This window comes from Mesorhizobium sp. YIM 152430, assembly GCF_029210365.1.
GTDB lineage: Bacteria > Pseudomonadota > Alphaproteobacteria > Rhizobiales > Rhizobiaceae > Aliihoeflea.
Genome location: NZ_JARGES010000056.1, coordinates 266358 through 291058, shown reverse-complemented (window position 1 = coordinate 291058; position 24701 = coordinate 266358). Strand labels below are relative to the sequence as shown.

The 24701-nt window shown below is 65.0% G+C and carries 21 protein-coding genes; 8 read left to right on the top strand and 13 right to left on the bottom strand.

Going from position 1 to position 24701, the window contains the following annotated elements:
- The 6 genes from PZ895_RS19015 to puuE form a co-directional block, all read right to left on the bottom strand.
- Positions 1-963, bottom strand: a complete 963-nt coding sequence (locus PZ895_RS19015; protein ID WP_275840550.1) for an ABC transporter permease — start codon at positions 961-963, stop codon at positions 1-3.
- A gap of 13 nt (positions 964-976) precedes the next feature.
- Positions 977-2569, bottom strand: coding sequence for an ABC transporter substrate-binding protein (locus tag PZ895_RS19010; RefSeq protein ID WP_275840549.1), 1593 nt, complete (start codon positions 2567-2569; stop codon positions 977-979).
- 244 nt (positions 2570-2813) lie between these two features.
- Positions 2814-3404 (bottom strand): nucleoside deaminase, encoded by a 591-nt coding sequence (locus PZ895_RS19005; protein ID WP_275840548.1) that lies wholly within the window; start codon positions 3402-3404, stop codon positions 2814-2816.
- Positions 3401-3910, bottom strand: a complete 510-nt coding sequence (locus PZ895_RS19000; protein WP_275840547.1) for an ureidoglycolate lyase — start codon at positions 3908-3910, stop codon at positions 3401-3403. The genes PZ895_RS19005 and PZ895_RS19000 overlap by 4 nt, the downstream gene beginning before the upstream one ends.
- Positions 3907-4737 carry a bifunctional allantoicase/(S)-ureidoglycine aminohydrolase gene (locus PZ895_RS18995; protein ID WP_275840546.1) on the bottom strand — a complete coding sequence of 277 codons (831 nt, stop codon included), beginning with the start codon at positions 4735-4737 and terminating at the stop codon, positions 3907-3909. The genes PZ895_RS19000 and PZ895_RS18995 overlap by 4 nt, the downstream gene beginning before the upstream one ends.
- Entirely contained in the window at positions 4734-6179 is a 1446-nt protein-coding gene (gene puuE, locus PZ895_RS18990; protein WP_275840545.1) for an allantoinase PuuE, read from the bottom strand. Before puuE ends, PZ895_RS18995 begins: the two co-directional genes overlap by 4 nt.
- Positions 6180-6329: 150 nt before the next feature.
- On the opposite strand from puuE, the gene uraH reads away from it, so the two are divergent.
- The 4 genes from uraH to xdhC all read left to right on the top strand — a co-directional run bounded on the left by uraH (position 6330) and on the right by xdhC (position 11393).
- Positions 6330-6695, top strand: coding sequence for a hydroxyisourate hydrolase (gene uraH / locus PZ895_RS18985; protein WP_275840088.1), 366 nt, complete (start codon positions 6330-6332; stop codon positions 6693-6695).
- A gap of 1 nt (position 6696) precedes the next feature.
- The gene (gene xdhA / locus PZ895_RS18980; protein WP_275840087.1) at positions 6697-8160 is read left to right on the top strand and encodes a xanthine dehydrogenase small subunit; all 1464 of its coding nucleotides are present in this window, start codon (positions 6697-6699) and stop codon (positions 8158-8160) included.
- Positions 8160-10505: a xanthine dehydrogenase molybdopterin binding subunit gene (gene xdhB / locus PZ895_RS18975; protein WP_275840544.1), complete on the top strand. Its 2346-nt coding sequence runs from the start codon at positions 8160-8162 to the stop codon at positions 10503-10505. The genes xdhA and xdhB overlap by 1 nt, the downstream gene beginning before the upstream one ends.
- Before the next feature lie 69 nt (positions 10506-10574).
- The gene (xdhC, locus tag PZ895_RS18970) at positions 10575-11393 is read left to right on the top strand and encodes a xanthine dehydrogenase accessory protein XdhC (protein WP_275840543.1); all 819 of its coding nucleotides are present in this window, start codon (positions 10575-10577) and stop codon (positions 11391-11393) included.
- Here the strand turns inward: xdhC and PZ895_RS18965 are convergent.
- Positions 11377-12297, bottom strand: a complete 921-nt coding sequence (locus PZ895_RS18965) for a LysR family transcriptional regulator (RefSeq protein WP_275840542.1) — start codon at positions 12295-12297, stop codon at positions 11377-11379. The two genes, xdhC and PZ895_RS18965, sit on opposite strands and share 17 nt — an antisense overlap.
- 128 nt (positions 12298-12425) lie before the next feature.
- Between PZ895_RS18965 and PZ895_RS18960 the strand changes: the two genes are divergently transcribed.
- The 3 genes from PZ895_RS18960 to PZ895_RS18950 are packed head-to-tail and all read left to right on the top strand — an operon-like array spanning position 12426 to position 16238.
- Positions 12426-13637 (top strand): urate hydroxylase PuuD, encoded by a 1212-nt coding sequence (locus PZ895_RS18960; RefSeq protein WP_275840541.1) that lies wholly within the window; start codon positions 12426-12428, stop codon positions 13635-13637.
- Positions 13637-14950 carry a guanine deaminase gene (guaD, locus tag PZ895_RS18955; RefSeq protein WP_275840605.1) on the top strand — a complete coding sequence of 438 codons (1314 nt, stop codon included), beginning with the start codon at positions 13637-13639 and terminating at the stop codon, positions 14948-14950. The genes PZ895_RS18960 and guaD overlap by 1 nt, the downstream gene beginning before the upstream one ends.
- Positions 14951-14975: 25 nt before the next feature.
- Positions 14976-16238: a glycerate kinase gene (locus PZ895_RS18950; RefSeq protein ID WP_275840540.1), complete on the top strand. Its 1263-nt coding sequence runs from the start codon at positions 14976-14978 to the stop codon at positions 16236-16238.
- Between the two features lie 2 nt (positions 16239-16240).
- Here the strand turns inward: PZ895_RS18950 and PZ895_RS18945 are convergent, their stop codons facing one another.
- The 6 genes from PZ895_RS18945 to PZ895_RS18920 all read right to left on the bottom strand — a co-directional run bounded on the left by PZ895_RS18945 (position 16241) and on the right by PZ895_RS18920 (position 23845).
- A complete protein-coding gene (locus PZ895_RS18945) occupies positions 16241-17710 on the bottom strand; it encodes a UdgX family uracil-DNA binding protein (protein ID WP_275840539.1) in 1470 nt (489 codons plus the stop codon).
- 1 nt (position 17711) lies between these two features.
- On the bottom strand, positions 17712-18947 hold the full coding sequence (locus PZ895_RS18940; RefSeq protein WP_275840538.1) for a putative DNA modification/repair radical SAM protein: 1236 nt from the start codon (positions 18945-18947) through the stop codon (positions 17712-17714).
- Between the two features lie 61 nt (positions 18948-19008).
- Positions 19009-20394, bottom strand: coding sequence for a glutamine synthetase family protein (locus tag PZ895_RS18935; protein ID WP_275840537.1), 1386 nt, complete (start codon positions 20392-20394; stop codon positions 19009-19011).
- Positions 20391-21767, bottom strand: a complete 1377-nt coding sequence (locus PZ895_RS18930) for an aspartate aminotransferase family protein (protein WP_275840536.1) — start codon at positions 21765-21767, stop codon at positions 20391-20393. Before PZ895_RS18930 ends, PZ895_RS18935 begins: the two co-directional genes overlap by 4 nt.
- Before the next feature lie 56 nt (positions 21768-21823).
- Positions 21824-22801: a WD40 repeat domain-containing protein gene (locus PZ895_RS18925; protein ID WP_275840535.1), complete on the bottom strand. Its 978-nt coding sequence runs from the start codon at positions 22799-22801 to the stop codon at positions 21824-21826.
- Positions 22802-22816: 15 nt separating this feature from the next.
- Entirely contained in the window at positions 22817-23845 is a 1029-nt protein-coding gene (locus PZ895_RS18920) for a GTP-binding protein (RefSeq protein ID WP_275840534.1), read from the bottom strand.
- 153 nt (positions 23846-23998) lie between these two features.
- Here PZ895_RS18920 and PZ895_RS18915 point away from each other — a divergent pair, with 153 nt between their 5' ends.
- On the top strand, positions 23999-24697 hold the full coding sequence (locus tag PZ895_RS18915; protein WP_275840533.1) for an intradiol ring-cleavage dioxygenase: 699 nt from the start codon (positions 23999-24001) through the stop codon (positions 24695-24697).
- Positions 24698-24701: the final 4 nt, after the last annotated feature.

Sequence of the window (24701 nt, the reverse complement as noted above, 5' to 3'; positions counted from 1 at the left end):
TTACCTCCGGTGCCTGAGGCGCGGATTGGCGAGGATCGCCACGATGTCCGCAACGAGGTTCAAGCCGATATAGACGGCCGCAAAGATGAGGCCGACCGCCTGCACCACCGGGACGTCGCGCTTGGAGACATGGTCGACGAGGTATTGACCCATGCCCGGATAGACGAAGATGACCTCGATCACGACGACGCCGACGACGAGGAAGGCGAGGTTCAGCATCACCACGTTGACGATCGGCGCGATGGCGTTCGGAAAGGCGTGCTTGCGGATGATCTCGAACAGCGACAGGCCCTTGAGTTCGGCGGTTTCGATGTAGGCGGACTGCATGACGTTGAGGATCGCCGCGCGCGTCATGCGCATCATGTGTGCCAGCACGACGAGCGTCAGCGCGGTCGCCGGCAGTGCGATGGCGCGCATCCGGTCGGCAAACGGCATCGTGTCGTAGACTGTCGAGACGCTCGGGAACCAGCCGAGTTGGACGGCGAAGACATACATCAGCACATAGCCGATGAAGAATTCAGGCAGCGAGGTCGCCGACAGGGCAAGCCCCGAGATCGTCTTGTCGACGAAGCCGTTGCGGTAGCGCACGGCGATCAGGCCGAGAAGGATCGCCAGCGGAACGGATACGATCGCGGCCCAGAAGGCGAGAAAGAGCGTGTTCTTCAGTCGCGGCCAGATCGACGATGCGATGTCGAGCCGGTTCGACAGGGCCGTGCCCAGATCGCCGGTCATGACGCCGCCGAGCCAGCGGAAATAGCGGACATAGGCCGGATCGTTCAAGCCGAGTTCACGGCGAAGATTCTCAAGCGCCTGCGGCGTCGCCGCCTGGCCGAGGATCGACTGGGCAACGTCGCCCGGCAAAATCTCGGTGCCGAGGAAGATCAGCACCGAGACAGCCAGAAGGAGAAGGAAGCCCAGCGCGATGCGCTGGGCGATGAGTGTCAGTACCGGGTGTGCCCCCACTTGCCCGCCCCGATCACGCCTGGTCGAGCCAGACGCGGGTCGCCGCCCTCAGATTGGACGTCTCGTGGTTGGGATCCTGCACCCAGCCCTGAACCTCCTCGCGGCGGGCGTCGAGGAAGTCGTTGAACATAGGCAGGATCAGGCCGCCATCGTCACGCACCTTGGTCGCCGCTTCGCGGTACATCTCGGCGCGCTTGGACTCGTCGAGTTCGGCGCGGGCCGTGCGGATGAGCGTATCGAAGCCCTCGTCGAAGAAACGCGTGTCGTTCCAGTCCGCGCCGGTGATGTAGGCGGTCGAATACATCGAATCCTGCGTCGGACGGCCGCCCCAGTAGGAAGCGCAGAAGGGCTGCGCGTTCCAGACTTCCGTCCAGTAGCCGTCGCCCGGCTCGCGCTGGACCTGGATTTCGATGCCGGCGGCCTGCGCCTGCTGCTGGTAGAGTTGTGCGGCGTCGACCGCGCCGGGGAAGGCGACTTCGGACGTGCGCAGCAAGATGGGGCCGGAATGACCGGACTTCTTGTAGTGGAAGGCCGCCTGTTCGGGATCGTAGGCGCGCTGCTCGATGCCCTCCGGATAGAGCGCATAGGAAGGCGAGATCGGGAAATCGTTGCCGACCGAGGCGTGACCCGCAAGGATCTGCTCCACCATCTGCTCGCGATCGATGGCGAGTTTCAGCGCCATGCGCAGATCGTGATTGTCGAAGGGCGCCGTGTTGCAGTGCATGATGAAGACATAATGCCCCTTGGAGGGCACTGCTTCGATGTGGACGCCCGGCATCCGCGACAGAAGCGCCACCGTGCGCGGCTCGACGCGGTTGATGATGTGGACCTGGCCGGACTGCAAGGCCGAGGTGCGTGCGGTCGCATCGTTCATGACCACGACCTCGACCGAGGCGACATGGCCGATCTCGTCGCTCCAGTAGCCGTCATACTTGGTCGAGACGTGGCGGATGCCCGGCTCGTTGACCTCGACCTTGTAGGGACCGGTGCCGATGCCGGCCGACGGATCGTCATAGCCGCCATTCGGCTGGATCACGAGATGGTAATCGGTCAGGAGCAGCGGCAGGTCCGCATTGCCGGAGGCCAGCTTGAAGACGACATTGTCGCCGTCGACCGAGATATCCTCGATGTCGCGGAGGACGCCGAGGGCGGCCGATTCGGTCGCTTCGTCCGAATGGCGGCGAATGGTCTGCGCCACGTCCTCGGGCGTCATGTCCTTGCCGTTGTGGAAGGTCACGCCCTTGCGGATCCTGAAGCGCCATTCCATCGCATCTTCGGATGCTTCCCAGGATTCGGCGAGCACGGGCTGCGGCGTGCCGTCCTGCGGCGACTGGAGGACGAGAAGTTCACCCCAGGTCGATCCGAAATTCTGCGGCACCTGCGTCAGCCACTGGGCGGGGTCGAGGCTGTTGGTGGATTCGCCGCCGGTCAGGCCCAGGCGCAGGTCGCCGCCCTTTTGCGGTCCCTGTGCGCGCGCAGCGCCGATCAGCAGCGAGTTTGCGAATGTCGAGGTGACGCCGAGCGCGGCCGCACGGCCCAGAAAATCGCGACGGTTCAGCTTGCCGCGTGCGACATAGCGGCTCAAAAATTCCAGTTCTTTCGACATTGCCTGTTCCTCATTCGATCGTGTGATCCGAACCCATTGAGCGGACCCGTTTGCGGGTCTCGTTAGGTAAGGATATTGACGGCATCATGCGACATTTCACATGGCCGTTTGCGACATTGGATGGCGTAAATGGTTCCGCCTGAGACGAGGCGAACTATAGCCACCCGCGCCGAGGGATCAACCGCGAAGGGAAAATTCGTGAGGATTTGCCGATAGTTGGTCGTGCGGACCTGTCGGCAGCCTGTCAATTGAGGGGAATGTCGTTGGCGTCCTTCGACGCCTGATAGACGTGCGAAAGGGCGTCGTAGCGACGGGAAATTCCTGCCGCGCGACTGGACAGTTCGGAGCGTTCTGCTTCGCCCATTGCGGCGATCTCGCGCCGGATGGAGTGGCTTTTCCAGTAGGCGTTTTCAGCACGGTAGCCGCCGGGTTCGAGACCGAAGACCTCTTTCAGGATCTTCAGATCGTGCGGAATCGCGAACGCGTCGCGCGAATCCTCATGACTGAAGAAATAATGGAAATTGTCGAAGCCCGCCCAAGTGATCGCCGACAGGCACAGCGAACAGGGTTCGTGCGTCGACAGGAAGACGCAATCCTTCGTGTCGGGCCGTTCAGCCTTCGGCAGTTCGTAGAAGCGCTTCATGGCGTGCATCTCGCCATGCCAGAGCGGATTTTCGATCTCATTGTTGGTTTCGGCGATGATCAGCGAGAAGTCCGACTTGCGCAGGATCGCGGCACCGAAGATCTTGTTGCCGGCGGCGACGCCCGCTTGCGTCTTGGGCACGATGTCGTTCTCGATGACGTCGAACAGACGGTTGATCAGCGCTGCGCTCACGTCTGGAAACCTTGCGGCAGGCGGACTTCCCAGGGCTCCTCGAAGAAGAATTCCTCCAGGTTGCTGCCGTCGCCGCCCCGGTCGACGACGATGAAATCCTGGCTCTGCCCGATCGGCGTCAGGACTGCGTGCCATGTGTTGCGATGATAGTTGACGCCTTGGCCGGGTGCGGTGACGAAGGCATTCGGTTCGCCGGGGCCGTCATTGGTGTCATGGCAGACGACGACGAGGAACGGGCGCTGATCGAGCGGCATGAAGATCTGGCTGCCGAAAGGATGGCGCTCGACCATCTTCAGCGCCAGCGGCATTTCGTAGGGCGTGCCGCGGGCGATCGAGACGAGCACGCGGGCGTTCGGGCCCTTGGCCTCGACATTGGCCAGGTCGTGATAGCGCTCGCATTTGCCGTTGTTGATCGGGAAGTGGTTGTCGCCGGCGGTGTCGAGGACGTCGCCGAAGGGGGCGAAGGCTTCGCGGGTGAGGGGGCGGGCGGTTATGGTGCGGGTCATCGGCCGATTCCAAGCTTGGCGTGGCGGTTGACGTCCTTATAAAGCAAATACCGAAAACGCCCCGGACCGCCTGCATAGCAGGCCTGAGGGCAGAAGGCGCGCAGCCACATGTAGTCGCCGGCCTCGACCTCCACCCAATCTCTATTGAGTTTGTAGACCGCCTTGCCCTCAAGCACGTAAAGCCCGTGCTCCATGACATGGGTTTCCTCGAACGGGATCAGTCCGCCGGGCTCGAAGGTGACGACGGTGACATGCATGTCATGGCGAAGGTCCGCCGGGTCGACGAAACGCGTCGTCGCCCATGCGCCGCCGGTATCGGGCATCGGCGCGGGCGCGATGTCCCTCTCGTTAAGGAAGAGCGGGTCGGGGACGTCGAGACCTTCCACGAACTCATACGCCTTGCGGATCCAGTGGAAGCGGGCGACGTCCTTGCCATCGTTCCTGAGCGTCCAGCCGCTGGCTGGCGGCAAATAGGCGTAGCCGCCGGGCGTCAGGGTGTGGCGCTCGCCGTCCAGCGTCACCGTGATCTCGCCTTCGACGACGAAGAACACGCCCTGCGCATCCGCTTCCGGCTCCGGTCGGTCCGACCCGCCCCCCGGCTGCACTTCCATGATGTATTGCGAGAAGGTCTCGGCGAAGCCGGAGAGCGGGCGCGAGAGGACCCAGAGCCGCGTCTTGTCCCAGAAGGGCAGGTAGCTCGTCACGATGTCGCTCATGACACCTTTGGGGATCACGGCATAGGCGTCGGTGAAGACGGCGCGGCCGGTGTGGAGTTCAGTCTGCGCCGGCAGGCCGCCAGTGGGGGCGTAATAGGTTCGCTCGTTCATTGGGGCAGGATGTCCTTCAGCCGCAGATAGGCGATGCGCTCGACCTGCTTGCACGCGGTGGCGAATTCGGTGTCGCGGTCATTGGCGATGCGGTGCCGGAAGGCGTCGAGGATCGACGCCTTGGTGTTGTCCTTGACGGCGATGATGAACGGGAAGCCGAATTTTGCGACATAGGTCTCGTTCAGTTCGGTGAAGGCCGCGCGCTCGTCGTCGGTCAGCGCGTCGAGCCCGGCGGACGCCTGTTCCCTGGTCGATTCCTCGGTGAGGCGCCTCGCCTGCGCCAGCTTGCCGGCAAGGTCGGGATGGGCTTGCAGCACGCCCAGCCGTTCCGGCTCGCTCGCCGAACGGAACATGCGCGCCAGTGCGTTGTGCAGGCCGTCGGCACTGTCATGAGCGGGGCCGAGTTCAAGTTCGAAGGCGCGTTCGGCGATCCATGGCGAATGCTCGAAGATCGAGCCGAAGCGTGAGACGAACGCCTTGCGCCCCATCCGGCTCGGCCGTAGCCCATGCGGCTTGTAGGGATGTTTCGCGATCCAATGCTCGGCGATGTCGATGCGGCGCGCCACCCACGCATTGTCGTGGCTCTTCACATAGTCGACGAAGCGCTTCAGCGCCGCCACGCGCCCCGGCCGCCCGACGAGCCGACAGTGCAGCCCAATGCTCATCATCGACGGTCGGCCAGCCTCGCCTTCCGCGTAATGCGTGTCGAACGCGTCCTTGAGATAGGCGAAGAACTGGTCGCCCGAATTGAACCCTTGAGCCGTCGCAAAGCGCATGTCGTTGGCGTCCAGCGTATAGGGAATGACAAGTTGCGGGTCGATCGCGCGGCCCTGGCCGTCATGGTCGAGCCAATAGGGCAGGTCGTCGTCATAGGTGTCGGAAATCCATGTGAAGCCACCTTCCTGCGCCGCCAGCTTCACGGTGTTGACCGATGTGCGGCCGACATAGAGCCCCTTCGGACGCTCGCCGACGACTTCGGTATGGAGCCGGATCGCTTCGGCCAGATCGGCGCGCTCGGCATCCTCTTCATGGTCGCGATAGTCGATCCATTTCAACCCGTGCGAGGCGATTTCCCAGCCCGCCTCCTGCATCGCCGCCACCTGGTCGGGCGAGCGGGCGAGGGCGTCCGCGACACCGTAGACCGTCACTGGAAGGCCGGCCTCCGTGAACAGGCGATGGAGCCGCCAGAAACCGGCCCGCGCGCCGTATTCGTAGATCGATTCCATGTTCCAGTGGCGCTTGGCCGGCCATGGCGCGGCGCCGACGATTTCGGACAGGAACGCCTCGGAGGCGGCGTCGCCGTGGAGGACGCAGTTCTCGCCGCCTTCCTCGTAGTTGACGACGAAGGACACGGCCACATGCGCGCCGCCCGGCCAGTTCGCCTTCGGCGGATTGGCGCCATAGCCGCGCATATTGCGGACATATCGCTTCGGCTCGGTCATCGAATTTTCCCCATCACCATGGCAGAATAGGCGCTGTCGCGGGCGCGCATTCCCGACGAAAATTTTGAAAGTCTTTTTGTGGCCGCTCGCCTCCAGAGGGCTTATGACTTGCCTTACAGTCCGTGCCAAGAAGAACAAAAGGGAGCGCATATGGCCAACGCCAATTCGGGTCGCCTGACCACCCACGTACTGGACACGGCGTCGGGGCGGCCGGCTGCGGGGCTGAAGATCGCGCTCTACAGGCTCGACGGAGACGAGCGCGCGCACGTCAAGTCCGTCACCACCAATGCCGACGGCCGTTGCGACGCGCCGCTGCTTCAGGGCGCTGATTTCGCGCCGGGGCAGTATGAGCTGGTGTTCGCGGCAGGCGATTATCTGCGAGGCTCGGGCCTGACCCTGCCCGAACCCGCCTTCCTCGACGAGGTGCCGATCCGGTTCGGGATGGCGGAGGCGGCGCACTACCATGTGCCCCTGCTGATCTCGCCTTACGGCTATTCAACGTATCGGGGGAGTTGAGATGGGCTCCCGCTCCCACATCCGCTTCCTCCTCAACGGCGAAGTGATCACCCTCACCGACGTGCGCCCCGATGCGACGCTGCTCGATTTCCTGCGCCTCGACCGCGCGCTGAAGGGCACCAAGGAAGGCTGCGCGGAAGGGGATTGCGGCGCCTGCACGGTGTTGGTCGGTCGGCTTGCCGGCGACGGGCTCGTCTATGAAGGCGTCAATGCCTGCATCCGGTTCACCGGCTCGCTTGACGGTTGCCATGTCGTCACCATCGAGCATCTGCGCGGTTCGGATGGGGGGCTTCACCCCGTCCAGCAGGCGATGGTCGATTTCCATGGTTCGCAATGCGGGTTCTGCACGCCGGGCTTCGTGATGTCGCTCTACGCGTTGTGGATGCGCGAGCCGAACCCGTCCGATGCGATCATCGAAAAGGCGCTGCAAGGCAATCTGTGCCGATGCACCGGCTACGAGGCGATCATGCGTGCGGCGCGGGCGATCTCGTCCTATGGCGAGGCCGGGCGCGACCCGCTCGTCACTGAGCGCGCAGACGTGATCGCAAGACTGAAAGCCATGCGTGACGGCGCGCGCGTCGAGATCGGCACGGGCAAGGACCGGCTCGTCGTGCCGTCGTCGGTCGACGACCTCGCGACTGTTCTGGACGCCGAGCCGAACGCGCGCATCGTCGCCGGTTCGACCGATGTCGGGCTCTGGGTGACGAAACATTTCCGCGACATCTCGCCTGTCGTCTTCATCGGCGGGCTAGACGAATTGCGGCAGGTGTCGGAGACGGACGGCACGATCACCATCGGCGCCGGCGTCAGCTATACGGATGCCTATGCGGCACTGGCGTCGCGCATCCCTGCGCTGCGCCCGCTGCTCGACCGGATCGGCGGCGATCAGGTGCGCAACATGGGCACGATCGGCGGCAACATCGCCAATGGCTCGCCCATCGGCGACACGCCGCCGCCCCTGATCGCGCTCGGCGCGTCGGTGACACTGCGCAAAGGCGCGAGTCGTCGAACGATCGCGCTCGAGGACTTCTTCATCGACTACGGCAAGCAGGACCGCGCGCCCGGCGAATTCGTCGAGGCGGTGCATGTGCCGGTGCCCGAGGCGGGGGCGCTGTTCGCCGTCCACAAGATCACGAAGCGCCGCGACGAGGACATCACGGCGGTGCTGGGGGCGTTCTTGCTGAGGGTCGAGGATGGGAAGGTGACATCGGCCCGCATCGCCTATGGCGGCATGGCAGCGACGCCGAAACGCGCGAAGGCTGTCGAGGCGGGACTCGTCGGGAAGCCGTGGACGAATGAGACGGTCGAGGCTGCGATGGCGGGTTATGCGCAGGATTTCCAGCCGATTTCGGACATGCGGGCGAGCGCTGACTATCGGATGATGACGGCGAAGAATCTGTTGATGCGGGTGTTTCTCGAAAGCAGCGGCGAGACGGCTACCGTTTTGCGCCATGAGGCGGCGTGATGAACAAGCACGCCCAGCCCGACCTGACCGCCGCCGCCATCAAGGGCGGGGTCGCGAGCGACCAGCGCCACGATTCCGCCGCCAAGCACGTCACCGGCCAGGCCGTGTATATCGATGACATCGCCGAGCCGGCCGGCACGCTGCATGGCTGTCTTGGCCTCTCGACCATCGCACACGGCACCGTCAAGTCCATCGACCTCGATGCGGTTCGTTCCGCGCCGGGAGTCGTCGCGGTGCTGACCGGCCATGACGTGCCGGGCGTCAACGACATCTCGCCGACAGGGCGGCACGACGAGCCGGTGCTGACGACGGAAAAGGTCGAGTTTTTCGGCCAGCCGCTCTTCGCCGTCATCGCCGAAACGCGCGAGGTGGCGCGGCGGGCGTGCCAACTGGCGAAGATCGACTATGACGCGCTGCCATTCGTCACCGATATCGGCGAACTCGACGCGAAGTCGGCCCGGATGGTCGCCCCGCCGCTGACGCTGAGGCGTGGCGAAGCGGCAGATGCGATCGCGTCGGCCCCGCACCGGCTCAAGGGCCGGATGCGCGTCGGCGGGCAGGACCATTTCTATCTCGAAGGCCATATCGCGCTCGCCATTCCCGGCGAGGACGACGACGTGACCGTCCATTCCTCGACCCAGCATCCGAGCGAAGTCCAGCACATGGTCGCGCACGCGCTTGGCGTGGCCTCGCACGCCGTCACCGTCGAGGTACGGCGCATGGGCGGCGGCTTCGGCGGCAAGGAGACGCAGTCGAACCAGTTCGCCGCCATCGCCGCCATTGCGGCAAAGAAGCTGAAGCGCCCGGTGAAAATCCGTCCCGACCGCGACGACGACATGATCGCCACGGGCAAGCGCCACGACTTCCTCATCGACTACGAGGTCGGCTTCGACGAGCACGGCACGATCCGCGGCGTCAACTACACCTATGCCGCGCGCTGCGGTTTTTCGTCGGACCTTTCCGGTCCCGTCACCGACCGCGCACTGTTCCATTGCGACAACGCCTATTTCTACCCTGCGGTCCACGCGCAATCCGCGCCGCTCTACACCAACACCGTGTCCAACACCGCGTTTCGCGGCTTCGGCGGCCCGCAGGGCATGATGGGCGCGGAGCGCGTCATCGACGAGATCGCCTTCGCGCTGGGGAAGGACCCACTGGAGGTTCGCAAGACGAATTTCTACGGCACGTCCGACCGGAACGTCACGCCCTACCATCAGATCGTCGAGGACAACATCGTCCACCGCATCGTCGCCGAACTGGAAGCGTCCTGCGACTACCAGCGCCGACGCGAGGAAATCGCCGCCTTCAATGCGAAGAGCCGCATCGTCAAGCGCGGCCTTGCGCTGACGCCGGTCAAGTTCGGCATCTCCTTCACGGCGACCCATTTCAACCAGGCGGGCGCGCTGGTGCATGTGTATACGGACGGCTCGGTTCACCTGAACCATGGCGGCACCGAGATGGGGCAAGGGCTCTACGTCAAGGTCGCGCAGGTGGTGGCCGAGGAGTTCCAGATCGACATTTCCAACGTGAAGATCACCGCGACGACGACGGGCAAAGTGCCGAACACCTCGGCCACCGCCGCCTCGTCCGGCACGGATTTGAACGGCATGGCCGCGCAGAATGCCGCGCGTCAGATCAAGAACAGGCTCTGCGATTTCGCGTCCGAAAAATATGGCCTGCCGAAGGACCAGATCGTGTTCCTGCCCAATCGGGTGCGGATCGGAAATCAGGAAATCCCCTTCGCAGATCTCGTCAAGCAGGCCTATATGGCGCGCGTGCAACTCTCGGCGGCCGGCTTCTACAAGACGCCGAAAATCCACTGGGACCGCGACAAGGGCGAGGGCCGGCCATTCTACTATTTCGCCTATGGCGCATCGTGCTCGGAAGTTTCGATCGACACGCTGACGGGCGAATATGTCGTCGAGCGCACCGACATCCTGCACGAGACGGGACGCTCCTTGAACCGGATCATCGATCTCGGCCAGATCGAGGGCGGCTTCGTGCAGGGCATGGGCTGGCTGACGACCGAGGAACTCGTCTGGGACGAAAAGGGGCGCCTCAGAACCTATGCTCCGTCGACCTACAAGATTCCGCTCGCTTCGGACCGTCCGAAGATTTTCAACGTGACGCTGGCGGATTGGCCGGAGGCGCACGAGCCGACGGTGCATCGCTCCAAGGCCGTTGGCGAACCGCCTTTCATGCTGGCGATGTCGGTTTTCCATGCGCTGTCGGACGCGGTGGCGAGCGTCGGCGGGCACAAGGTGTTCCCCGCGCTCGATGCGCCGGCGACGCCGGAGCGGGTGCTGATGGCGGTGGAGCGGGTTCGAGGGATCGCGCGCGGGTAGCGCGGTTTATGCGCGCGCGTGGACAGGCTATAGAACACCGATGCTTGTGATCCTTCACGCCTCCCAATCATGGCGCGCCCCATGACCACCCTCGCCACTTTCCTCGCCGCCCACCCCCACCTCGCCATCGTCGAGGTCCGCTCCGCCATCGGCTCCACCCCGCGCGAGGTCGGCGCTTGGATGCTGGTCTCTCCGACCGCCATCTTCGGCACGATCGGCGGCGGGCAGCTCGAATTCAGGGCGATCGACCGTGCCCGCGAAATGATCGCCGCCGGAAGCCCGAAAGCCGACCTTCTCGACATCCCTCTCGGACCTGAAATAGGCCAGTGTTGCGGCGGGCGGACCAGCGTCGACATCGCGCTTGTCGACGCCGAACTGCGCGCGGCGATCCCGAAGCGGCTCGAATCGGAAGAGGCAACCTATCCGCACGTCCTGCTCTTCGGTGGCGGCCATGTCGGCCACGCGCTGGCGGCGGCGCTCGCGCTCATGCCGTTCCGCGTGACCATCGTCGAAACGCGTGCCGAGGCGCTCGGCGGGATGCCGGACGGCGTCACGACGCGATTGACGCCGGTTCCCGAGGAGAGCGTGCGCGATACGCCAGCCCACTCCGCCTTCGTGGTCCTTACCCACGACCATGCGCTCGACTTCCTGATCGTCGCCGAAGCGCTCAAGCGCGACGACGCGGCCTATGTCGGCATGATCGGCTCGAAGACCAAGCGGGCGACGTTCAAAAGCTGGTATCTGAAGGAGGCCGGCGGCTCGGAGACCGATCTTGCGCGCCTCGTCTGCCCGATCGGCGGTTCGGCGGTGAAGGACAAACGGCCGGCGGTCATTGCGGCGATGGCGGCGGCGGAGATTTCAGCCGCGCTTTTCAGCTCGGTTTCATGATCTCGCGAATGAGTCGCTGGCAGCGTTCGGCCATGAAATCGAGCAGCAGGCGCACTTTGGGGTCCTGAAACTTGCGGTGCGGATAGACCGCGGCAAGCTGCACCGGCGTCGGCGGCGTTTGCGGCAAAATCACCTTCAGCCGCCAGTCGCGGATGAAAGGCTCGACCTCGAAGCGCGGCTTCATGACGATGCCGCGGCCCGACAGCGCCCAACTCGTCAACACGTCGCCATCGTCGGAATCGAACGGCCCGCGCACCTCGAACTTCTGCACGCCCTCGGCGGTCTGCAACGGCCAGAAGAACTCGCGCGCGCCGGGGAAGCGCAGGAGCAGGCAGTCGTGGCGCTGGTCGATCAGGTCCTGCGGCTTTACGGGATCGCCGCGTGCTTCGAGATATTGCGGCGCGGCGACCAGGACGCGCTCGCAGTCCATGACGCCGCGCATCCGAAGGCTCGAATCCTCCAACTGGCCGAGCCGGAAGGCGACGTCGATGCCTTCCTTCATCATGTCGACATTGTGGTCCGAAAGGCGCAGCCGCACCTCGATGTCGGGGTAGCGGTCGTGGAAATCGGGGATGCCCGACGCGATCAGCCGGCGGCCGAGGCCGAGCGGCGCGGTGACGCGGATCGTCCCGCGCGGCTGGCCGGAGAGCGAGGTCACGGCCGCTTCCGCATCCGTCACCGCATCGAGCACCTTCTTGGCCCCTTCATAGAAGATGCGGCCATGCTCGGTCGGCATCAGTTGCCGCGTGGTGCGGTTGAAGAGCCGCACGCCCAGATGTTTTTCCAGTTCCTTGATGCGGTTCGAGGCGACGGCGGGCGAAATGCGCATGTCGCGCCCGGCGGCCGACAGATTGCCGAGTTCCACCACGCGCACGAAAACCGATACATTGTCCAGATAGGCCATCTCTCGCTCCCAGGCCTTTGCGGCCTAACATTTTCGATTTTTTTTTGAAAGTCATCGCATCGCTTCCCTCTTCCGCATTGAACGGTCGCGGGTAAAGTCCGAGGCTGGGATTTGCCGAGGGCTGACGAGTGTACGATTTCGCGATCTTCTGGGACTGGTTGAGCTTTGCCGCGCGCTGGCTGCACGTCATCACGGCGATCGCATGGATCGGCTCGTCCTTCTATTTCATCGCGCTCGACCTCGGCCTGCGCCGTCACGGCCAGTTGCCGCCCGGCGTCAATGGCGAAGAATGGCAGGTCCATGGCGGCGGCTTCTACCACATCCAGAAATACATGGTCGCGCCGCCCAACATGCCGGAGCACCTGATCTGGTTCAAATGGGAGAGCTACGCGACCTGGCTGTCCGGCTTCTTCCTGCTCGCGATCGTCTACTATGCCGGCGCCGATCTCTATCTGATCGACCGCAACGTCCTCGACATTTCCGTGCCCGTCGCAATCCTGATCTCGGTCGCTTCTTTGGCCGTCGGCTGGCTGATCTACGACCTGCTCTGCAAGTCGCCGCTCGGCAACAATGACACCGCGCTGATGCTGATCCTCTATGGCGTGCTGGTCGCGATGGCCTGGGGTTATACGCAGCTTTTCACCGGCCGCGCCGCCTTCCTGCATCTGGGCGCCTTTACGGCCACGATCATGTCGGCCAACGTCTTCCTGATCATCATCCCGAACCAGAAGATCGTCGTCGCGGATTTGAAGGCCGGACGCGCACCGGACCCGAAATACGGCAAGATCGCCAAGCAGCGCTCGACGCACAACAATTACCTGACACTGCCCGTCATCTTCCTGATGCTGTCGAACCACTATCCGCTGGCCTATGCCACGGAATTCAACTGGGTGATCGCCTCGCTTGTGTTCATCATCGGCGTTCTGATCCGGCACTATTTCAACACGATGCACGCGACCGGGGCAAAGCCGCACTGGACATGGGGCGCGGCGACGGTGCTCTTCATCGTCATCATGTGGCTGTCGACGGTGCCAGCCGCACTGACGGGCGAGCCGCGCGCCTCCGCCCGCGCGGAGACGCTGATGGCGTCCGGGCATTTCGATGCCGTGCGCGATACGGTCATGGGCCGCTGCGCCATGTGCCATGCGGCAGAGCCCGGCTGGGAGGGCGTCTATTTCGCGCCGAAAGGCGTGCTGCTCGACGGCGAGACCCAGATCGCCGAACACGCGCGCGAAATCTATCTCCAGGCCGGCCGCAGCCACGCCATGCCGCCCGGCAACGTTTCGGGCATGACCGAAGACGAGCGCCGCCTGCTGGTCGTCTGGTTCGAGGGAAGATGATGTCGACGCTTGTCCTGCGTGGCCGCCTGCTGTCCTTCCTCACCGAGCCGGAAAGCATCGAGGACCGCGCCTCGTATCGCTACGAGGAAGATGGCGGGCTCCTGATCCGCGACGGGAAGATCGCGGCAATGGGGGATTTCCATCTCGTCGCGCGCGAGGCGGGCCGGGACGTGGCCATCGTCGACCATCGTCCGCACCTCATCCTGCCGGGCTTCATCGATACCCACGCGCATTTCCCGCAGATGCAGGTGATCGCGAGCTACGGCGCCGAGCTTCTCGAATGGCTCAACAAATACACCTTTCCGGAGGAGACGCGCTTCGCCGACCTCCAGCACGGCCGGCGCATCGCGCGGCTGTTCCTCGACGAACTGATCCGCCAAGGCACGACGACGGTCGTCGCCTATTGCTCGGTCCACAAGGAGAGCGCGGACGCGTTCTTCGCCGAGGCGGAAAGCCGCGACATGCTGGTCGTCGGCGGCAAGGTGATGATGGACCGCAACGCGCCGGACGCGCTGACCGACACGCCGCAATCCTCCTATGACGACACGAAGGAACTGATCGCCCGCTGGCACCGCCGCGCGCGCGGCCATTACGCCATCACGCCGCGCTTTGCGATCACCTGCTCGCCCGAGCAGATGGAGATGGCGGGCGCGCTCGCCGCCGAGCATCCCGACCTCCACATCCAGACCCATCTGTCCGAAAACCACGCCGAGGTCGCCTTCACGCAGGAGCTCTATTCCTGGTCGGAGGACTATACGCACATCTACGAGCATTACGGCCTCGCCGGCTCGAAGACGCTCTTCGGCCATTCGATCCATCTATCGGAACGCGAAGCGGATGCGCTTTCGGATGCCGGCTCGATCGCCGTCTTCTGCCCGACCTCGAACCTCTTCCTCGGCTCGGGCCTCTTCGACTATCAGCGCTACCGCAAGCGCGCCAAGCCGCTGCGCATTTCCACGGCCACGGATGTCGGCGGCGGCACCAACTATTCGATGCTGCGCACGATGGACGAGGGCTACAAGATCATCGCGCTCAACGGCGAAAAGCTGAACCCGCTCGCGTCCTTCTGGCAGATCACGCTCGGCAACGCCAAGGCGCTGTCGCTCGAAGGGAAGATCGGCACGCTCGATATCGGCACCGATGCCGATCTCGTCGTGCTCGATGCCAAGGCGACGCCCGCGATGCGGCTGCGCATGGAGCGGATCGAGACGCTGGCGGAAGAGCTGTTCTTGATGCAGACCATGGGGGATGACCGATGCGTGCGAGAGGTTTATGTGGCGGGCAAGCGGGCGAAGAGCGACCTTGCCAGCTAGCGCGTGACGGGCAAAAGTGCCGGCAATGACCGACCCGCGCGCACTCTTCACCTCCATCTTCTCCGCCGCCGTCGACGCCGCCGATCCCCAACGCATCATCCGCGACTACCTTCCTGTACGGCCGAAGGGGCGCACGGTCGTGATCGGGGCCGGCAAGGGCTCGGCGCAGATGGCGCGGGCGCTGGAGCGTGCGTGGGACGGTCCGCTCGAAGGCCTCGTCGTCACACGCTACGGCTATGGCTGCGACTGCGAACGCATCGAGATCATCGACGCCGCCCATCCCGTGCCCGACGAGGCGGGGCTGAAGGCCGGCCAGCGCCTGCTTGCCACCGTCGAAAATCTCACGACAGACGACCTCGTCATCGCGCTCATCTCAGGGGGCGGCTCGGCGCTTTTGCCCGCACCGCCTGCCGGGCTGACGCTGGCCGACGAGATTGCGGTCAACGAAGCGCTGCTCGCCTCCGGTGCGCCGATCTCCGCCATGAACACGATCCGCAAGCACGTCTCGGCGATCAAGGGCGGGCGGCTTGCGGCCGCCGCGCATCCGGCGCGCGTCGTCTCGCTGATCGTCTCCGACATTCCCGGCGACAATCCCGCCCATGTCGCCTCCGGTCCGACCGTTCCGGACGCAGCCACCCGTACCGACGCGCTCTCGGTTGTCGAGACCTATAGGCTGAACCTGCCGGATGCCGTCATGGCGCATATTCGGTCATCCGCCGCCGATGCGCCGATGCCGGACGATCCGGGCTTTGCCGGGAACGAATTGCGCATCATTGCATCGGCAGGCATCTCGCTCGACGCGGCTGTCGCCGAGGCAAGACGTCATGGCATCGAGGCCGTCATCCTCTCCGACGCGATCGAGGGCGAGGCGCGTGAAGTCGGCAAGGTCCACGCCGCAATCGCCCGCGAGATCGCGCTGCGCGACCGGCCTTTCGCCAGGCCCGTGCTGATTTTGTCCGGCGGCGAGACGACGGTGACGATTGCGCAAAAGGGCGGCCGGGGCGGGCGCAACACGGAGTTCCTGCTGTCGCTTGCGCTTGGCATCGAAGGCCTGCCCGGCGTTCACGCCTTTGCAGCCGATACGGACGGGATCGACGGGTCGGAAGACAATGCAGGCGCATTCGCCGACGGCACGACAGCGACGCGCCTGCGCGCGATGGGGCATGATCCGCGCGGGCTGCTTGCGCGGCACGATGCCTGGGCGGCGTTCGAAGCGCTGGGGGATTTGTTTACGCCGGGTCCGACGGGAACGAATGTCAATGATCTGCGGGCGATCCTCGTTGTGTAAAACTACGCCGCCATCAACTTTCTCACCGCCACCATGTCCTCCACGAAACGCGTCCGCTCCGCCTCGGCGTCCGCGCGCTCACTGATGCGCAGGATGAAGGAGGGGTGGATGGTGATGAAGACTCGCAGGCCGTCGTCGCGCGTCAGAACCTCGCCCCGCAGCTTCGTCACCGGGATCGCTCTGCCGAGCAACGACAGCGCCGCGGTCGCGCCGAGCGCCACGGCGAGGTCCGGCTGGATGAGGCCCAGTTCTTGCTCCACCCACCAGCGGCAGGCCAGCACCTCGACCACATTGGGTTTGAAGTGAATGCGCCGCTTGCCGCGCGGCTCGAACTTGAAGTGCTTTACCGCATTGGTGACATAGGTTATGCGCCGGTCGATCCCGGCTTCGTCGAGCACGTCGTTGAAGACCTTGCCGGCCGGGCCGACGAAGGGCTTGCCGGCAATGTCCTCCCGGTCGCCCGGCTGTTCGCCGACGAAGACGATCCGCGCATCGTGCGGTCCCTCGCCGAACACGGTCTGCGTCGCGTCGCGCCAGAGCGGGCAGCGGCGGCAGCCCTCGGCCTGTCTGCGCGCCTCGTCCAGCGAGCCGGCGGGCGCCTCGGGGGCGGCAGTCGCTTCCTTCGCCGACCAGTATTTCTCCTGAACCTTCGCATGATGCGGCGCCGGCAGGGTGGGCATTCTTTCGATCATCTCCCTGGCAGCCCGGTCCGCGCCCCTAATCAGGTCGGGGATCAGCGCCGCCTCGGGCAGGTTCTTCCAGTATTTCTTCGGCATCTCGGCCTGCATCGCCTTCACCTTCAGCCGCGCGGGGTTGAAGATGTTGGTGAAATAGGTGAGCCAAAGGTCCTCGGTCGCATCGGCCGCCGGCGCGTCGGCCTTCGAGGCGGGCGGACCGATGGTCAGGCTTTCGCCGTCCCATTCGGCGGTGCCCTTGGGCGTCAGGATGGCCCATTTCATCCCGGTGAACCGGCGCACGAAGAAGGGTGCGTTGCGCTCGACGATGAAATGATCGGGCTCGAACCACGCGGCATAGCGCGCGTCCTCGCCCTCGCCGATTTCCACGAACCGCACGAAGGCGCGCATCTTGTGAATGTCGCGGCGGACGGCTTTTTCCATCTCGTTGAGCTTCATCACGTCCGGATCGGACGCGATCTTCAACAGGTTCGGATCGGCGCGCAGCCGGACAAGGATGCGGTAGAGGAGGGCGAAACGGGCCGGGTCGGAATGACAGATCACCGCCTCGGCGCGGTCGATGAATTCACGCGGAACGTTGAGCGCCACCTGGGGTGCGACCTCGGGCAAGGAGGCGTCGTCGGCGAAGAGGTCATCGCTTTCGCCGACGTTCCAGACGATGTCGGCCGGGGGGATGTCGTTGGTTGCGAGACGGCGGGCGGCATCGCGCCAGGCGGGGAAGTCGGTCTGGGAAGAAAGGTGGACGGTTTGGAGAGTGGTGGCGTGGAGCACAATCATCTCAGAACAAACTCAACTGCGTCGGCCTGCCAATCAGCCGTGCCCGCAGATGTTGCGCATCCGTCGTCCCGCCCGGCGACCAACCTTCGGCGACGATGAAGGGGCGGACCTTCGCGATCGACTGGCACAGCCGGCCGACATCCTCGAGCCGCAGACGACGAAAGCGGCGCATGTCGAGCATCTTCTGCACCGCTCTGGTGCCGAAACCGGGCACGCGCAGGAGCATTTCGCGCGGCGCCCGGTTGACGTCGACGGGGAAAGCGCCGCGATTGGCGAGTGCCCATGACAGCTTCGGGTCGATCTCCAGATCGAGCATCCCGTCTTGCCGGCCCGCGACGATCTCATGCCGGTCGAAGCCGTAGAAGCGCATCAGCCAGTCGGCCTGATACAGGCGGTGCTCGCGCATCAGCGGCGGCTTCATCAAGGGCAGCGCCGACGAGGCGTCCGGGATCGGGCTGAAGGCGGAATAGTAGACGCGCCGAAGCTGGTAGCTGCCGTAAAGCCGCGCGCTGGCACCGAGAATTTCGGCGTCGTTCGTCGCATCGGCGCCGACGATCATCTGCGTCGACTGGCCGCCTGGCGCGAAGCGCTGGCGTTTCTTCGTCTTCAGCGTCGGCTCGGCCTTCTCCTCGATCTTGGCGCGCAGCTTCGCCATCGAGAGACGGATCGTCTCGGGCCGCTTTTCGGGAGCCAGCCGCTTCACGCCCTCATCGGTCGGCAGTTCAACATTGATGGACAGGCGGTCGGCATAAAGACCGGCCTGTTCAAGCAGTTCGGGTGCGCATTCGGGGATGGTCTTCAAGTGGATGTAGCCGCCGAACTTCTCGTCGACGCGCAGCCGGCGCGCGATTTCCACCATCTCGCCCATCGTCTCGTCGGGCGAGCGGATGACGCCGGAGGAGAGGAACAGGCCCTCGATGTAGTTGCGCTTGTAGAATTCCAGCGTCAGCCGCACCACCTCCTCGATCGAAAAGCGCGCGCGTTTCACATTGGAGGAGGAGCGGTTGATGCAGTAGCTGCAATCGTAGATGCAGAAATTGGTCAGAAGGATTTTCAAGAGCGAGATGCAACGGCCGTCCGGCGCATAGGAATGACAGATGCCGGACCCTTCCGTCGAACCGATGCCGCCCGATTTCAGCGAATTGCGCTTGGCTGCGCCGGAGGAAGCGCAGGAAGCATCGTATTTGGCGGCGTCCGACAGGATCGCCAGCTTGTCGCGAGTCGAAAGAACGGTCATTCGTTCTTGTTATGTTCTTGTATCGCGAGGCGCCATTAACTTTGACGTGATGAGGCGAGAATCAAACCGTGTGCAGATAGAGGTGGTAGTCGAGTTCGCTCACGGTGCGGGCAACGCGCAGATATTCGGCGCGCTTGATGGCGCAGAAGGTGCGGTGCATCTCCGGCCCGAGCGCGGATTTGAGGAAGGCCGAAGCTTCGGCGGCCTCGATCGCGGCAAGCCAGTTGGAGGGCATCGTCGGGCCGGACGCCTCGTCTGCATATCCGTTTCCGGTCGTCTCCGGGCCCGGATCGAGCCGTTCGTCCATGCCCTTGGCGATGCCTGCGAGCACGGTCGCGGCGACCAGATACGGGTTGGCGTCGACGCCTGAAGGCCGATGCTCGATACGCCGCGCCGATTTCGATCCTGCCGGGATTCGCAGCGCGACCGAGCGGTTGTTGACGCCCCAGGTCGGCGCGACCGGCGCATAGGATTGCGAGACGAACCGCCGCCAGGAATTGGCGTGAGGAGCGAAGACGAGCATCGATTCGCCCATCGTGCCGGCAAGCCCGCCGAGGGCGTTGAGGATGGTGTCGTTCCACGCGCCCTCACGTGCCTCGGCGAAAACGTTGCGGCCGGCCTCGTCCTGCATCGAGACATGCAGATGCATCCCCGATCCCGCATAATCCTCGATGGGCTTGGCCATGAAGCAGGCGGTGACGCCGTGTCGACGCGCCTGAAGCCGCACCAGGCGCTTCAGCATCAGGAGGTCGTCGGCCGCGCGCAAAATGTCGTTGCGATAGTTCAGAGTCAGTTCGTACTGGCCGGGCGCGTATTCGGAAATCACCGTTTCGGCGGGGATGTCCTGCGCTTTCGCGGCCGCGTAGATGTCGGAGAAAAGCGGCTCCATGCCGTGCAGATGGTCGACCGAATAGACCTCGGTCTTGGCGCTCGCGAGCCCGTCGAGCACGGCGCGGGCGGGCTGGATGCGGCCATTGCCGTCGCGCTCGTTGGCAAGCAGGAAGAATTCCAGTTCGAAAGCGCCGGCGGGCTTGAGGCCCTTGGCCGCGAAGGCTTCGACCTGCCGCGCCAGCGCGTGTCGCGGGTCGGAGCCCATGGCCGTGCCGTCGAGATGGTACATCGACATAAGCACCTGACCGCGCGCGGGCCGCGTGCCGTGGAGCGGCATGAGCGTGCCGGGGATCGGCCAGGCGCGCAAATCCCCGTCGCCCGAATCCCAGATCAACCCCGTCTCGTGAACGTCCTCGCCGACGATGTCGAGGCCGAGGATCGAGATCGGCAAATGCCGGCCGTTCTCGTAGAGGCCGGTCAGTTCATGCCGGCGGATGATCTTCCCACGACCGATGCCGTTGGCGTCGGTCAGCACGATGTCGAAGGCTTCGATCTCGGGGTGGGCGTCGAGGAAGTCGCGGGCTTCACTGGCGGTGGAGCCGGAAGGGGAGGTCATGCCGCCAGTTCCCCCAAAATCGCTCCGAACGCCGTCACCAGCCCATCCACCTGCCGCTTCCGCGTCGCCGGCGAAACCAGCATCATGTTGTGGAACGGTGCGATGAGGCAGCCGCGATTGACGAGTGCGAGATGGATCGCGGCTTCCAGTTCGGGCTTGTGCGCGGCTTCCGCCTCGGCGCCGTTCTTCAGCGGCCCGGGCGCGCAGATGAACTCGACGCGCGCGCCGACGCGGACGACGTGCCAGCGCAGGCCGTGCCTGGCGATCGCCCTGGCGAGGCCCTTTTCCAGCCGCGCGGCGAGCTTTTCCATGTGCTCATAGGCGGCCGGCGTCATCACCTCTTCCAGCATCGCGCGCATGGCGGCGAACTGGAGCGGGTTGGCGGACAGCGTCGTGCCCATGCCCGAATAGCCCGGTTCCTTCGTCGCCTGATAGGTCGCCCAGCGCGCCGCGACGGCAGCGCTCATGCCCCAGACACTGGCCGGAACACCGCCGGCGACCGGCTTGCCGAGCACGAACAGGTCGGGCTCCAGCCCTTGCGCTGCGGTGTAGCCGCCGTGCGCGGTCGAGATGGTGTGCGTTTCGTCGATCAGCAGCAGCGCGCCGTGCTCGCGCGTCGCCGCGCGCAGGGCGGCATGGAAGCCCTCATCTGGCAGCACCATGCAGGAATTGGTCAGCACCGGCTCAGTGATGACGCAAGCGACGTCGCCATGCGCCAGTTCGCCTTCAAGCGCCTCGACATCGTTGAACTCGATGATGCGTGTCGCCTGCGTCAGGTCGCGGAACTCGCCGGCAAGGCCCGGCCGGTTGACCGGCTTGCCGTCTTTCAGCCGCACCATCGTTTCGTCGACCGCGCCGTGATAGCAGCCGTTGAAGACGAGGATCCTGTCGCGCCCGGTCACCGCTCTTGCGACACGCAGGGCAAAGCGGTTGGCATCGCTCGCCGTTGTCGCGATCTGCCAGAAGGGCAGGCCGAACATGTCCGTCAGAAGCTTTCCGAGATTAAGCGCGTCCTCGCTCGGCAGCATGTAGGTGAGGCCCCGCCGCGCCTGCCGGCGGATCGCGCGCGCCACCGGCGCCGGCGAATGGCCGAACATCGAGCCGGTGTCGCCGAGGCAGAAATCGTCGAGCGCATTGCCGTCCATGTCGGTCAGCGTCGCGCCCGACGCCTTGTCGACGATCATCGGGAACGGCATCGGCCAGTCGGCCATCCAGTGCATCGGCACGCCGCCCAGAAAGCCGGTCAGGCCGTGGCCTGCGACTTTATGCGATTTGGGCCGCGCCTTGGCGTAGGCGCGTTCCTCGCGCGCCCGCAGCTCGCGGATGCGCGCAGCGTCGACGCCGCATATCGCTTGCGAATCCTGTCCGTCCATCGAATGAGCTCCAATCGCCGCCGGTTCTAGCTCGCGGGTTGCCCGACCGCAATCGGTCAGCCGGCGACGTCGATGACGCCGCAATCACCGGCCTGCGAGCCGAAGGCGATGCGGCGGCCTTCCCGGTCCCAGTCCATCGAGGTGATCGCGCCGCTGCCGGGCCTTCGCAACAGCACTTCCTTGGCATCGGCCACGCGCGCGGCCATCACCATGCCGTCGCGATAGCCGATGGCGAGGATTTCCTCGGTCGGGTGGAAGGCGACGGCGGTGGCCATCGTGTCGCCGCGCGTGCCCAGTTCCAGCGGTGCCTTGCCCATCGGCCCGTCCCTTGTCTGGAACGGCCAGACGATCGCCGCCGGCGCGCCCGAACTTGCCAGCCATTTGCCCTTCGGTCCCCAGGACAGGCTCTTTACCTTGGCCGGATAGCCCGACATGCGCATGTGCTTGCCGTCGGCGAGCTTCCAGCCGTGAAGCGCGTTTTCCTGCATGGCGGTAACGAGGAAATTGCCGTCCGGCGAGAAGGTGACGCCGATATGCGCACCCGCCCATTCGAGCTCGGAAGGCTTGCCGGCGGTCGCGGGGAAATGCAGCGTGGCGCCATTGTAGCGCGCGGCGGCGATGCGCATCCCCTTCGGCGCGAAGGCGAGACCTTCGACGGTCCGCGGATGGTCGAACGTATTCTCCGCACCATCGGGCAGCAGCACATGCGCTGCCCTGCCGGTCGCAAAGGCGACCGCGCCGCGCGGGCCGGCGGCGATGGCCGAAACCCACTTGCGGCCGATCTCGGCAAGCGTTTCGGATGTCCCGTCCGCACCAAGCGAGAGCACCTTGCCGTCTTCGCCGCCTGTCAGGAGGCGGTCGCGCGCCTCGTTGGCGACGGCGCAGAGCAGCCCGCCTTCATGGGCGTCGACATGCTTGTGGCCGTGGTCGAGGCGATGGACGGTGCCGTCGGCCAGCGCAAAATGCGGAATGTCGGAAACGAAAGCCGCCGTGATGCAATGGGCGGAAATGTCGAGCGGGGCGACTGTGGGCATGGGTCGGTGGGCTTCCTATGCCTGACACGCTTCGAACGTGCGCCGCAGGCGTTCCTCGTCCAGCTCGCGCCCGATGAACACCAGCCGGCTCTCGCGCTTCTCGCCGTCCTTCCACGCGCGCTGGTGGTCGCCTTCCAGGATCATGTGAACGCCCTGGACGACATACCGCTCCGGATCGTCCTTGATGGCGATGATGCCCTTCAGACGCAGGATATTGGCGCCGTCGATCTGGGTGGTCTTCTCGATCCACGGGAAGAATTTCTTCGGGTCCATGTCGCCGCCACGCAGCGCGATCGACTTCACGCCCGAAGCTTCGATATGGGAGGAATGCGCGTGATCATGATGATGATCGTGGTCGTCATGATCGTGGCTGTGCTCGTGATCATGGTCGTCGTCGAGGAAATGCGGGTCGTTTTCCATCGCGCGCTTCAGGTCGAAGGCGCCGCGGTCGAGAACCTCGGCAAGGTCGACCGCCGAACGCTCGGTGCGATGGATGCGGGCCGAGGGGTTGATGCGGCGGATGGATGCCTCGACCTGGCGCAACTCATCGTCGGTCACGAGGTCGGTCTTGTTCAGGACGACGACGTCGGCGAATGCGATCTGGTCGGCGGCCTCGCGCGAGTCCTTGAGGCGAAGCGGCAGGTGCTTGGCATCGACCAGCGCGACGACCGCATCGAGCCGCGTCTTGGCGCGCACGTCGTCGTCCATGAAGAAGGTCTGGGCGACGGGGGCGGGGTCGGCAAGGCCCGTCGTCTCGACCAGGATCGCATCGAAGCGGCCGGGGCGGCGCATCAGCGTCTCGACGGTGCGGATCAGGTCGCCGCGCACCGTGCAGCAGATGCAGCCATTGTTCATCTCGTAGATTTCCTCGTCGGATTCCACGATCAGGTCGTTGTCGATGCCGATTTCGCCGAACTCGTTGACGATGACGGCGTAGCGCTTGCCGTGGTCCTCGGAGAGGATGCGATTGAGAAGGGTCGTCTTGCCGGAACCGAGATATCCGGTGAGGACGGTAACGGGAATCTGGGGCTGCGCGTCGGACATGGATCGCGTCTCCTTTGGGGAGGATGAAAGAGGTTGGCCCCATATAAGGCCGGTTGTCCCGTTTTGCACGGGGGTGAACGGCCTGACGAACTGTTCATTCGTCCATCGCCGGCAGTCGATGTAGCATTCGGATCGAACGGAGGCACCGGAGCCATGACCCACCGATCCGAACAAGGACGCGCGACCCGACGCGAAGCGCTCGGCATGATCGCCGTGACGGCCAGCGGGGTCTTCGTCGCCGCGTCGATGCGGCCGGCCGCTGCGCAGCCCTTGATTTCCGGAGCCGGCGTTTGCAGGCTGATGCCGCAGACCACCGCAGGGCCGTTCTATTTCGATCCGCAACTGAGACGATCCGACATTGCCGAGGGCCGTCCCGGCGTGCCGCTGACGGCCCGGTTCCAGATCGTCGGCGCGGATTGCCGTCCGCTCGGCGGTGCCCGGCTCGACATCTGGCATTGCGATGCGCAGGGCGTCTACTCAGGCTACCGCGGACAGCCGGGCGGACTGGACACGCGCGGGCAGACCTTCATGCGCGGCACGCAGTTCGCCGACGCGGACGGTATCGTTTCCTTCTCGACCATCTATCCCGGCTGGTATCCCGGGCGGACGCCGCATATCCATTTTTCCGCGATCGTCGAGGACAGGGCGCAGGTGACGGGGCAGATGTTCTTTCCCGACGCGCTCAGCCGGGAGATCTATTCGAGCGTTTCACCCTATCGCGACCGGCCGCTGTCCGGCGCCGTGTTCAACGACCGCGACGGGATCGCGCAGCGCGCCGGCCGGACCGCGCTTGCCGAGATGGCGCGGGCCGGCCAACGCCTGCAATCTGCGTTGGTCATAGCCATCGGCTGACTTC

Excerpts from the sequence above, each read along its gene's own strand:
- PZ895_RS19010 (WP_275840549.1), bottom strand. The coding sequence starts at position 2,569 with ATGTCGAAAGAACTGGAATTTTTGAGCCGCTATGTCGCACGCGGCAAG.
- xdhC (WP_275840543.1), top strand. The coding sequence starts at position 10,575 with ATGGCGCGCCCCATGACCACCCTCGCCACTTTCCTCGCCGCCCACCCC.
- PZ895_RS18965 (WP_275840542.1), bottom strand. The coding sequence starts at position 12,297 with ATGGCCTATCTGGACAATGTATCGGTTTTCGTGCGCGTGGTGGAACTC.
- PZ895_RS18935 (WP_275840537.1), bottom strand. The coding sequence starts at position 20,394 with ATGACCTCCCCTTCCGGCTCCACCGCCAGTGAAGCCCGCGACTTCCTC.
- xdhA (WP_275840087.1), top strand. The coding sequence starts at position 6,697 with ATGGGCTCCCGCTCCCACATCCGCTTCCTCCTCAACGGCGAAGTGATC.
- PZ895_RS18920 (WP_275840534.1), bottom strand. The coding sequence starts at position 23,845 with ATGTCCGACGCGCAGCCCCAGATTCCCGTTACCGTCCTCACCGGATAT.
- PZ895_RS18915 (WP_275840533.1), top strand. The coding sequence starts at position 23,999 with ATGACCCACCGATCCGAACAAGGACGCGCGACCCGACGCGAAGCGCTC.
- PZ895_RS18930 (WP_275840536.1), bottom strand. The coding sequence starts at position 21,767 with ATGGACGGACAGGATTCGCAAGCGATATGCGGCGTCGACGCTGCGCGC.
- xdhB (WP_275840544.1), top strand. The coding sequence starts at position 8,160 with ATGAACAAGCACGCCCAGCCCGACCTGACCGCCGCCGCCATCAAGGGC.
- PZ895_RS18940 (WP_275840538.1), bottom strand. The coding sequence starts at position 18,947 with ATGACCGTTCTTTCGACTCGCGACAAGCTGGCGATCCTGTCGGACGCC.
- guaD (WP_275840605.1), top strand. The coding sequence starts at position 13,637 with ATGTCGACGCTTGTCCTGCGTGGCCGCCTGCTGTCCTTCCTCACCGAG.
- PZ895_RS18945 (WP_275840539.1), bottom strand. The coding sequence starts at position 17,710 with ATGATTGTGCTCCACGCCACCACTCTCCAAACCGTCCACCTTTCTTCC.
- PZ895_RS19000 (WP_275840547.1), bottom strand. The coding sequence starts at position 3,910 with ATGACCCGCACCATAACCGCCCGCCCCCTCACCCGCGAAGCCTTCGCC.
- PZ895_RS18995 (WP_275840546.1), bottom strand. The coding sequence starts at position 4,737 with ATGAACGAGCGAACCTATTACGCCCCCACTGGCGGCCTGCCGGCGCAG.
- uraH (WP_275840088.1), top strand. The coding sequence starts at position 6,330 with ATGGCCAACGCCAATTCGGGTCGCCTGACCACCCACGTACTGGACACG.
- puuE (WP_275840545.1), bottom strand. The coding sequence starts at position 6,179 with ATGACCGAGCCGAAGCGATATGTCCGCAATATGCGCGGCTATGGCGCC.
- PZ895_RS18950 (WP_275840540.1), top strand. The coding sequence starts at position 14,976 with ATGACCGACCCGCGCGCACTCTTCACCTCCATCTTCTCCGCCGCCGTC.
- PZ895_RS18925 (WP_275840535.1), bottom strand. The coding sequence starts at position 22,801 with ATGCCCACAGTCGCCCCGCTCGACATTTCCGCCCATTGCATCACGGCG.